Origin of the sequence: Roseomonas aerilata DSM 19363 (assembly GCF_000711725.1) — a bacterium.
GTDB lineage: Bacteria > Pseudomonadota > Alphaproteobacteria > Acetobacterales > Acetobacteraceae > Roseomonas > Roseomonas aerilata.
In genome coordinates this window covers 1-10,025 of the sequence record NZ_JONP01000084.1, presented here as the reverse complement: position 1 = coordinate 10,025, position 10,025 = coordinate 1, and the positions used below count along the sequence as shown (strand labels likewise).

At 69.3% G+C, this 10,025-nt stretch carries 11 protein-coding genes; 7 read left to right on the top strand and 4 right to left on the bottom strand.

The window, feature by feature from the left end; genetic code table 11:
- From BO39_RS28240 to dinB, 4 genes are all read left to right on the top strand, one after another.
- Positions 1 to 274 (top strand): transposase (locus BO39_RS28240; protein WP_211257581.1); only part of this gene is annotated, 274 nt, incomplete at its 5' end.
- A 55-nt stretch (positions 275 to 329) separates the two neighbouring features.
- Entirely contained in the window at positions 330 to 2,963 is a 2,634-nt protein-coding gene (locus BO39_RS28235) for an error-prone DNA polymerase (protein ID WP_052402976.1), read from the top strand.
- Entirely contained in the window at positions 2,936 to 3,445 is a 510-nt protein-coding gene (locus tag BO39_RS34755) for a hypothetical protein (protein WP_245615457.1), read from the top strand. The genes BO39_RS28235 and BO39_RS34755 overlap by 28 nt, the downstream gene beginning before the upstream one ends.
- 90 nt (positions 3,446 to 3,535) lie before the next feature.
- Positions 3,536 to 4,612, top strand: a complete 1,077-nt coding sequence (dinB, locus tag BO39_RS28225) for a DNA polymerase IV (RefSeq protein ID WP_043840044.1) — start codon at positions 3,536 to 3,538, stop codon at positions 4,610 to 4,612.
- Between the two features lie 30 nt (positions 4,613 to 4,642).
- Here the strand turns inward: dinB and BO39_RS28220 are convergent, their stop codons facing one another.
- Positions 4,643 to 5,215 carry a CarD family transcriptional regulator gene (locus BO39_RS28220; RefSeq protein ID WP_084698644.1) on the bottom strand — a complete coding sequence of 191 codons (573 nt, stop codon included), beginning with the start codon at positions 5,213 to 5,215 and terminating at the stop codon, positions 4,643 to 4,645.
- Between the two features lie 535 nt (positions 5,216 to 5,750).
- On the opposite strand from BO39_RS28220, the gene BO39_RS35085 reads away from it, so the two are divergent.
- Positions 5,751 to 6,050, top strand: coding sequence for a DDE-type integrase/transposase/recombinase (locus BO39_RS35085; RefSeq protein ID WP_052402974.1), 300 nt, complete (start codon positions 5,751 to 5,753; stop codon positions 6,048 to 6,050).
- Positions 6,051 to 6,063: 13 nt separating this feature from the next.
- The gene (locus BO39_RS35080; protein WP_211257602.1) at positions 6,064 to 6,459 is read left to right on the top strand and encodes a DDE-type integrase/transposase/recombinase; all 396 of its coding nucleotides are present in this window, start codon (positions 6,064 to 6,066) and stop codon (positions 6,457 to 6,459) included.
- A 170-nt stretch (positions 6,460 to 6,629) separates the two neighbouring features.
- Here BO39_RS35080 and BO39_RS28210 read toward each other — a convergent pair whose 3' ends face one another.
- The gene (locus BO39_RS28210; protein ID WP_043840042.1) at positions 6,630 to 7,280 is read right to left on the bottom strand and encodes a LysE family translocator; all 651 of its coding nucleotides are present in this window, start codon (positions 7,278 to 7,280) and stop codon (positions 6,630 to 6,632) included.
- A gap of 30 nt (positions 7,281 to 7,310) precedes the next feature.
- A complete protein-coding gene (locus BO39_RS28205; RefSeq protein WP_043840040.1) occupies positions 7,311 to 7,934 on the bottom strand; it encodes an FMN-binding negative transcriptional regulator in 624 nt (207 codons plus the stop codon).
- Positions 7,935 to 8,025: 91 nt separating this feature from the next.
- On the opposite strand from BO39_RS28205, the gene pdxR reads away from it, so the two are divergent.
- The gene (pdxR, locus tag BO39_RS28200) at positions 8,026 to 9,489 is read left to right on the top strand and encodes a MocR-like pyridoxine biosynthesis transcription factor PdxR (RefSeq protein WP_043840038.1); all 1,464 of its coding nucleotides are present in this window, start codon (positions 8,026 to 8,028) and stop codon (positions 9,487 to 9,489) included.
- A gap of 183 nt (positions 9,490 to 9,672) precedes the next feature.
- Here pdxR and BO39_RS28195 read toward each other — a convergent pair.
- Positions 9,673 to 10,025 (bottom strand): DUF808 family protein (locus BO39_RS28195; protein ID WP_043840036.1); only part of this gene is annotated, 353 nt, incomplete at its 5' end.

The following is a 10,025-nucleotide window of genomic DNA, read 5'->3' as shown; positions in this document are numbered from 1 at the left end:
GCTCGCCTATATGGCGTTCCCGGCGCCGCACCGGACTAAACTGCACTCGACGAACCCGCTGGAGCGCCTCAACAAGGAGGTGAAACGCCGCGCCGACGTGGTCGGCATCTTTCCCTCTGAGGCGTCCATCATCCGCCTCATCGGCGCTGTGCTGCTCGAGGCCAACGACGAGTGGCAACTGCAGCACCGCTACATGGGCGTCGAAGCCATGGGCGAGATGCTCAACCCAGCGCTCACCAACGAAACCCTGCAACTTCCACCCAAGGCCGCCTGAGCCGTGGCCACCTCAAGCCCAGACGCAATTTCCACCACATTGACGGACGCTACCGGTGGCCTACGCGGTCGGCTGCCGCCTCCGGCTGGAGGATGGCGCCGAGTACCTCGTCTGGCCGACCTGCCGAACCTCCTACGGGCGCCTGACCGCCCTGCTATCCCGAGGGCGCATGTCGTCGCGTAAGGACAGCTGTCGCCTCACCAGGGACGACCTGCTGGCCACCGCCGAGGGCTGGGTTCTGGCGGCGATCCCGCCGGAGGCGCTGGGCGCGCCTTTCGGGGAGCGCTTCCGGCAAGAGGCAGGAGCGCTGCGGGGGCGACTGGCGCTACCCTTGATGGTGGCCGGGTCGCACATGCTCCGGGGCGACGACCAGCGCCGGCTGGACCGGCTGGCCGGCCTCGCCGCCTCGGTGGATGGCGATCTGCTCGCGGTGGGGGATGTCCGCTACCACGTGGCCTCCCGCCGGCGCTTGGCGGACGTGCTCACCGCCATCCGGCTCGGCACCACGGTGGACGCCATCGGGGCGGCGGCCGAGCCCAACGCCGAGCGCCGGCCCAAGAGCCTGGCTGAGGTGGCCTCACGCTTTGCCCGCCACCCGAAGGCGGTGGCCAACACCCTCCGCGTGCTTGAGGCGATACGGGGCTTCTCGCTGGACCAGCTGCGCTACGAGTACCCCGACGAGGTGGTGGACCCCGGCCGCACGGCCCAGGAGACGCTGGAGGCCAGGGTTGCGGCCGCGTTGGTGGCGCGCTGGACGGTGGTGCCGGCCGAGATCGAGGGGCGCATCGGCCACGAGCTGCGGCTGATCGGCCAGCTGGGCTACGCGCCCTACTTCCTGACGGTGGAGGCGATCGTCCGCTTTGCCCGCGAGCGCGGCATCCTCTGCCAGGGGCGGGGGTCAGCCGCCAACTCCGCCGTCTGCTTTGTCCTCGGCATCACGGCGGTGGACCCCAACAAGCACGACCTCCTCTTCGAGCGCTTCGTCTCGGCGTCGCGCGGCGAGCCGCCCGACATCGACATCGACTTCGAGCACGAACGCCGCGAGGAGGTCATTCAGCACATCTACGAGCGCTACGGCCGCGAGCGCGCCGCCATCTGCGGCACGGTGATCCGCTACCGGCCGAAGTCCGCCATCCGCGAGGTCGGCAAGGCCATGGGCCTGTCCGAGGACGTGACCGCCCGGCTGGCCAAGGCGAGCTGGGGCGGGGGAGGGGAGGGGTCGCTGGCCGATCTTGCCAAGGGCGAGGGGTTGGACCTTGGTGATCCGCGGCTGGCGGTGACCATGGAGCTGGCCCAGGAGATCCTCGACTTCCCCCGGCACACCGCCACCCACGTGGGCGGCTTCGTCATCACCCGCGGCGCGCTCACCGAGCTCGCCGTGGTCGGCAACGCCGCCATGGAGGGGCGGACGGTGCTCGAGTGGGACAAAGACGACATCGACGCGCTGGGCATCCTGAAGGTCGATGTGCTGGCGCTCGGCATGCTCACCTGCCTGCGGCGGAGCTTCGACCTGCTGCGCCGGCACGGCGGGCCGGACCACGACCTCGCCAGCCTGCCGCGCGAGTGCGCCGAGACCTACGCCATGCTGCGCCGGGCCGACAGCGTCGGCGTGTTCCAGGTCGAGAGCCGGGCGCAAATGAACATGCTCCCTCGGCTCCGGCTCGAGAGGTTCTACGACCTCGTGGTGGAGGTGGCGATCGTCCGCCCCGGTCCTATCGCCGGCGACCTCGTCCACCCCTACCTGCGGCGCAAGGCAGGGGAGGAGCCCGTCACCTTTCCCTCACCCGCGCCCGCGCACGGCCCCGCCGACGAGCTGGAGCGGGTGCTCGGCAAGACGCTGGGCGTGCCGCTGTTCCAGGAGCAGGTCATGCGGGTGGCGATCGTCGCCGCCGACTTCACCCCCGACGAGGCCGACCAGCTCCGCCGCGCCATGGCGACCTTCAAGCTGACCGGGGGCGTGGCCTGCTACCGCGAGCGCCTGGTCGCGGGCATGGTCCGCCGGGGCTACGAGGAAGCTTTTGCCGAGGCGATCTTCGCCCAGATCGAGGGTTTCGGCTCCTACGGCTTTCCCGAGAGCCACGCCGCCTCTTTCGCCCACCTCGTCTACGCCTCCTCCTGGATCAAGCGGCACCACCCGGCGGTGTTCACCTGCGCGCTGCTGAACAGCCAGCCGATGGGCTTCTACGCCCCTGCCCAGCTGGTCCGGGACGCCCGGGAGCACGGGGTGCTGGTCCGGGCGGTGGACGTGAACGCGTCGGACTGGAACAGCACCCTCGAGCCGGAGCGGGAGAGCCGGGGTGGGCTGGCGCTCCGGCTGGGCCTGCGGCTGGTCGCGGGCCTACCCGAGGTGGAGGCCCTGGCGCTGGTCAAGGCCCGGCGCGCCCGCAACGGGGCGCCCTTCGCCTCGGTGGAGGATGCCGCCATCCGCGCCGGGGTGGGACGAAAGACCTTGGAAGCGCTGGCGGCCGCGGATGCCTTCGGAGCCACCGGAACCCTGCGGCGGCGGGCGGTGTGGGACGCGGCGGTGGCGGCATCGGGGCCGCAGCAGCTGCCGCTCTTTGCCGTGGCGCGGGACACGGCCGAGGCGGCAATGGCGGCCAGCACCCCCCTCATGGCGGAGCCCGAGGCAGCCCTCCCCGGCAGGGCGAGGGAGAGGAGGTGGTGGACGACTACCGCGCCACCGGGCTGACGCTGGGGCGGCACCCCATGGCGATCCTCCGGCCGGTCCTGGACCGCCTGGGGCTGGGCGACACCCGCCAGCTCGGGCGCTTCAGGCCGGGCGCCAGGATCCGCCTGCCCGGCATCGTCCTCATGCGCCAGCGGCCGGGCACGTCCAAGGGCGTGGTCTTCCTCACCGTGGAGGACGAGTTCGGGGTGGGCAACCTCGTGGTCTTTGCCGCCATTGCCGAGCGGGACCGGCAAGCCCTCCTGAGTGCCCGGCTGATGCTGGCGGAGGGCAAGGTGGAGCGGGTGACCGAGCACGTGGAGGTGCCGGTGAACCACCTCATCGTGGCGCGCCTGATCGACCGCTCGGATCTGCTCGATGGGCTCAGCCAAGCCGAGAGTGGAGGCGAGTGGGCGGAGCGCTCGCTTGGCGGGGCCGACGAGGTGCGCCGGCCCGAGCCAGGAAGCCGCCGGCCGGTCCTGCCGAAGTCGCGGGACTTCCAGTGAGCGCGGGCAGGGGACGGGCCACGGCTACCCGGGTCCGCTCCCCTTCATGGTAGTCTCAAGCCCCTCCCCGCCTCTCTCCGCGCCGAGCCTGTGACCCCCGCCCGCAAGATTATCCACGTCGACATGGACGCCTTCTACGCGTCGGTCGAGCAGCACGATGACCCGTCGCTGGCAGGCCTACCGCTGGCGGTCGGTGGCTCCCGCGAGCGCGGGGTGGTGGCCGCCGCCAGCTACGAGGCCCGCGCCTTCGGGGTGCGCTCGGCCATGCCGTCCCGCACCGCCCTGCGGCTCTGCCCGCAGCTCCGCTTCGTGCCACCGCGCTTCGAGCGCTACCGCGAGATCTCGGCGCGCATCCGCGAGGTCTTCCTCAGCCATACGCCCCTGGTCGAGCCGCTCTCGCTCGACGAGGCCTATCTGGACGTCACCGAGAACCTGCAGGGGCTTCCCACCGCGACCGCCGTCGCGCGTCAGATCCGGGCCGAGATCCTGGACCGCACGGGGCTGACCGCCTCGGCGGGGGTCTCCTACAACAAGTTCCTCGCCAAGCTCGCCAGCGACATGCGCAAGCCGAACGGCCTGTTCGTCATCACGCCCGAACAGGGACCAGCCTTCGTGGAGGCGCTGGAGGTCTCCCGCTTCCACGGCGTAGGGCCGGCGACGGCGGCCCGGATGGACGCGCTGGGCATCCGCACCGGGCTGGACCTCCGCGAACGGAGCCTCGCCTTCCTGCAGGAGCACTTCGGCAAGGCGGGCGCTCACTTCCACGCCATCGCGCGCGGGGAGGACCTCCGCCCCGTAGTGCCGGACCGGCCGCGCAAGTCCTCCGGCTCGGAGACCACCTACGCCCGCGATCTCGCTACGTCGGCAGAGGTGGAGGAGGGCATCACCGCCCTCGCCGAGGAGGTCTGGGGGTGGTGCGAGAAGACCGGCACCTTCGGGCGAACGGTCACCGTGAAGGTAAAGTTCGCCGACTTCCGGCAGGTCACCCGCAGTCGGACCTCAACTGCGCCCGTCACCATCCAGTCGGACCTCACCGGGATCTCACTGGAACTGGCAAGGGGTGTTTTCCCGTTGCCAAAGACGGTTCGGCTTCTCGGTGTGACAGTCTCCGGCTTCGACAACGCCGCTGCCGAGCACTCGGACCAGATCAGCTTGAACTTCGGCTGACCTACAAAGCGGCTGGTGACGGTGCAAGCCTCAGGAGGACGTGGACGCTTCAGTGTCCAGCGCACGCAAGCGGGCGTTCATGCGCCCCAAAGCCTGTTCCTTCTCGATGCCTTCGACTGCAGCGACCTCGGCAGCAAGCCGATCGATCGCACGTTCAAAGAGTTGCCGCTCGCTGAAGCTACCCTCGGTCGCAAGGTTGGCGTTGCGCCGCAGATCCCGCACAACCTCCGCCAGCAGCATCGGATCACCCGAGTTGATCCTCTGATCGTAATCCTGAGCGCGCCTGGCCCACATCATCTTGCTCGTCCTGGGTTTGCCCTCCAGCACGGTCAGCGCATCGGCAGCAACGGCGGGAGATGCCACTCTGCGTAAGCCGGTCGAGCCAATCTTTGCGACAGGCACCCGAACAGTCATGCTGCTGTCGTCGAAGCTGATCTGGATGATCTCGATGGAGTGGCCCGCGATCTCCTCCTTTGCCACCTTCTCGACGCGTTCGACCCGGTGTGCAGGAAAGACGACCCGGTCCCCAACCACGAAAGTCTCGTTGGGGTCGGAGCGGGCCGCGTGGACGTTCTTGGAGTGATCGGTTCTGCCGTAGTTCAAGGCGCACGTGCCTCCATTGTTGTGCACAGGGAAGCCCCGGCAAGCACCGGGTTTCCGTCAGCATAGCACATTGATGCTTTTCAGCACCCAGTCCGCTGGTCAGGCAGGCATTCCGACCACTGCTGCAGAGGCGCCTGTGAAGCCGCGGTACTCCAACCGATGCTTGGCTCCTGAATCGTGAATGAGGTTGTCGGTAAACAGGCCTGGGCTGCCGAGAGGAAAGTGCAATGCTAACCTGGCCCTCGAACCTCTTTCTCGGTGTCTCTACCTCTTGAGCCAGACGTCCGAACTCACGTCGAGCAAGGCGCGCATCTGCGCTGGATCTGTCAGAACTCGCGCCAAGGGCGCCCGGATTGGTGAGGTGGGCAGGCGTAGATAGGCTCCTGACGGGTTGATAGGCGCTTGGGAGCCAAGAATGAGGTGCGTGGACTGCGGTTCCGCCGGTGTGACTGAGCGGCGAGATCGTACGGCCTGGGGCTACCGGCGCTTTCGCTGCCGCGCCTGCGGCCGAGGGTTCAACGAGCGCAGCTCGGGGGTGCTGAACAGGGCGCAGTACCCGAGCGACGTCATTTCTCTCGTTGTGCTGTGGCGCTTGCGCTACCGCCTGACCTTGCGGGATTTAGCGGAGATGTTCCTCCTGCGCGGCATCGTGTTTAGCCATGAGGCGGTGCGGGAGTGGGAGGCCAAGCTCGCGCCGATCCCGGCAGGTGAACTGCGCCAGCGTCGGCGCGGGACGGGCGGTGCCGGCCGCCGCTCCTGGCACGTTGACGAAACCTATTTGAAGGTCCGTGGACGCTGGTGCTATTTGTATCGGGCGATTGACCGGATACGGTGACCTCGTCGACACCATGCTGAGCGAGCACCGCGACATGGCGGCAGCCAAGGCATTCTTCCGATCCGCCAAGTCAGTCACCGGCATCGTCCCCGACCAAGTCACGACGGACGGGCATGGCTCCTACCCGCGGGCGATCCGCTCGACGCTGGGCAAGCGGGTCGTTCACCGCAACAGCGCTTACAGGAACAACGGGCTTGAGCAGGATCACCGAGGCATAAAAGGCCGCATCCGATGTATGCGCGGGTTCAAGAGCTTCACCTCAGCCGAGCGCTTCTGTCGCAGCCACGATGAACTCCGTAACCACCTCCGCCCTCGCGTCCGCCACAACCAATATGTTCCCGCCAGCCGCCGTCGCGTGCTTCATCTCCGTCGCGCGGAAAGCGCCCTCGCTATTATCGCGGCAGGATAGAATGACAGCGGCAGCCGACGAGTGACGGCAGCTCTGGCGCGAGTGCTGACAGAACCGATTTGGGTAGAGCCAAGCGGCGAGGGTTGAGCGCGGGACTGATCGCCAACACAGGTGCACGCGACAGCCGAGTTGGGTGGTTTGCAGACCTTGGCTCAGCCACCGAAGCGCGATCAACCCGTAGGGCGCTTTGCCAGTGCCAAGCCGATGCCCAGGGCGATCATCGCGGCTCCCGAGCCTTCCCGGAGACGGCGGATCAGGGCAGGACGCGCTGCGGCGCAGCTTCGAATCCCACCCGCTGCGAAGGCCACCACGACGTCGGCGACGGTGTTGAGCGCGACCGATATGAAGCCGAGCACCATGAATTGCAGGGCCACCGAGCCCACGGCCGGGTCCACGAACTGCGGCACGAAGGCAAGGAAGAATGCGGCGGTCTTGGGGTTCAGCGCCTCGACCAGCACGCCCTCGCGGAAAGCGCGGCGAGGTCCGATCGGCGGCGCCACGGCACCCCCCGCCAGGGCCGTCGAAGCATCCCGGCGCGCCGCCTGGATGGTGCGGAATCCGATCCAGACCAGATAGGCAGCCCCGACCAGCTTCAACGCCGTGAACAGCTCCGCGCTCGCCAGCACGACGGCCGACACGCCCAGGCTCCCCGCGAGCACGTGGACCATGCCGCCCAAGCCGGTGCCGAAGCTAGAGGCCACGCCCTCGGCACGGCCCCCGGCGAGCGTGCGCGCGGCGACATAGAAGATGCCTGGGCCGGGCGTGACGGCGAGCAGCAGGGAGGCGGCCAAGTAGAGCGCGAGTTGGGTCAGGTCGGGCACGGTAACAGCTCTTGGAAAGGGTGAGAGGGTTCAGGTCGGGATCAGAACCGCGGCAGCGCGGTCGGAGGGGCGCTCGCTCGCGGCGAGGCCGGCGGCGACGCCGGCCCGATCCTCCGCGCTGCGGTTCTGGCTCATCTTGCGCTTGCCCTCGATCCGCTCGATTGGCAGCCGCAGCCCGACGATGCCGCGGAGCTGCGCGCGGATGAAGTCCGCCGGCGCGTCGGACACCGCCCAGGGCGCCGGCCGGCCGCCCTCGTGCAGCTCGGTCAGGCGGCGCACGGCGTCCAGCAGCCGCGCCGGGTCCTCGAAGAACTCGGCGGCGCCGTAGGCATGGACGGCGACGTAGTTCCAGGTGGGCACGACTTTCCCGTGCTCGCGCTTCGTCGCGTACCAGGAAGGCGTGATGTAGGCGTCCGGCCCCGCGAAGATCGCCATGGCCGGCCCGACCGGGGCTTGCTTCCACTGCGGGTTGGCCCGTGCCAAGTGGCCGTAGAGGGTGCCGTGCGGGCCTTCGTCAGGCACGAGGAACAGCGGCAACGGCGTCGCCATCAGTCCTTCCGCGGTCGCGGTGACGAGGTTGGCCAGGCGCGCCTCGCGGATCACGCCGTGCAAGGCTGACGGATCGTCTGTGCGGAAGGCGGGCGGGACGTACATGGGCGCGGCTCCTGGCTCGCTCCCGGTATGCCCTAGTCGCTGGCCCATCCAGAATAGCCAGTTTCTGCCATATCGAATAAGCCAGTTGGTTATGCCTCGGTCATCTCCACCGGCTCAGGATCGGGTCACGCAGCGGATCAGCGAGGCCATCAAGGGTCAGATCGCCTCCGGCCTTCTCGGTCCCGGCGCGATGCTGCCCTCCACCCGGTCGCTCGCGGTGGAATGGGGCGTCTCGCGTACCACCATCACCCTGGCCTACGAACAGCTCATCGCCGAAGGCTATCTGGAGGTGCGCCAGGGTGCCCGGGCGCGCGTGGCGCAGGGGGTTGGGGCCCCTCGGTCACCGACGAAGCGGCAGGCTTCCCCTACGCCGCCCGGCCACCTCTCCGCCTTCGCACGCCGGCTGGAGGGCTTCGTAGCGCCCTCCTCTCCCGCGGATCGCGTGCCGGGCGTCGTGGACTTCCGCTACGGCGACCTGTCCGTCGAGGATTTCCCTGTGCTGGCCTGGAAGAAGGCGATCGATTCCGCCCTGCTGCGGCGTCCGGCTCGCCTCCGGTACGGCGATCCCGGCGGCCTTCCGGTGCTGCGCGACGCCCTGCAAGGTTATCTGTGGCGCGCCCGGGGCCTGCGGTGCGAGCCGGAACAGGTCATCGTGGTTAACGGCTCGCAGCAGGGCCTGGATCTCTGCGCGCGGCTGTTGCTCGATCCCGGCGACCGGGCCGTGATGGAGAACCCCGGCTACCACCTGGCGCGGCAGGCCCTGGGGGCGACCGGAGCGGAGGTCCTTCCCGTGGCCGTAGACGACGACGGCCTGCGGACAGCGGACCTACCCCCGGCGCGGCTGGCCTTCGTCACACCCTCTCACCAGTTCCCGCTCGGCGGTGTCCTGCCTGCCGGGCGGCGGCGGGAGCTGCTGGCCTGGGCGCAACACCACGACGCCCATGTCATCGAGGACGACTACGACGGCGAGTACCGCTACGACATCAGCCCCATCCCATCCTTGCTGTCGATGGACGAGGCCGGCCGGGTCATCTACCTCGGCACCGTCTCCAAGACGCTCTCGCCCACCCTGCGCCTCGGCTACCTCGTTGTCCCTCCGGGGCTGTCGCACCTCTTTTCCCGCGCCAAGCGCCTGACCGACCGGCACACGCCCGGCCTGGAGCAGGAGGCCCTGGCCACGCTGATCGCTAGCGGTGCCTACGAGCGACACGTCCGGCGCGCCCGGCGCCGCAACGGCGAGCGCCGAGCCATCCTCCTGAGTGCTCTCGCGGCCACGCTGGGCGATACCGTGACGGTCATCGGCGCCGAAGCCGGCCTGCACGTCGTCGTCTGGCTGAACGGCCTGGCACGGGATCAGGAAGGCGCCCTGATCGCGCGGGCGCGGGATGCGGGGCTCGGCATTCACCCCATCACCCCGTCCTATGCCCCCGGTCCACCGATGAACCGGCCGGAGATGGCAGGGCTGGTGATGGGCTATGCCGGCCTCGACGCGCCGGCCATTGAGCGAGGCACACGGCTACTTCGAGATGTGCTGAGGGATTTCGTCAGAGGCTGAACCAAGCCCGAGCGTTGGCCGGAAGCTCCGAAGCAGTGTTGATGAAGGACCGCTTTGGGGCGAGTGCAGCGATAGGCCTTTGGCGCCCGGCCTGCGCAGGGTGGAGTGGATGGTGCAGGTCCGCCCCAGATTGCTCCGTATTCAACTCTGACCGGACCCTGCCGGCAGCGTCGGCGTCCCCCGTCAGGTGCCCGCCGCTCCATGTCCCTTCGGCTCCCGCCGGAACAGGCCGATCAGCGGCGACACCACGAACTGCACCACGGGAATCGGCACCGCGCCGACCACCAGGCCTACCACGCCCGAACCCGCCGCCGTCGCCAGCCATTCCACCGCACCCGCCACCGCCGGTACCGCATCCGCCGCCGCGACGGCGACTCCGTGGATCGCGTGCTCCACCTCCGGCCAGCCGTAGCTCGCCAGCCCGTGCACGATGATGCCGCCGCCCACCCACACCATGGCCGCCGTGCCCACAACCGCCAGCACCTTGAGGAACCAGGGCATCCCGACCACCAGCCCGCGCCCGATCGCCTGCGTCA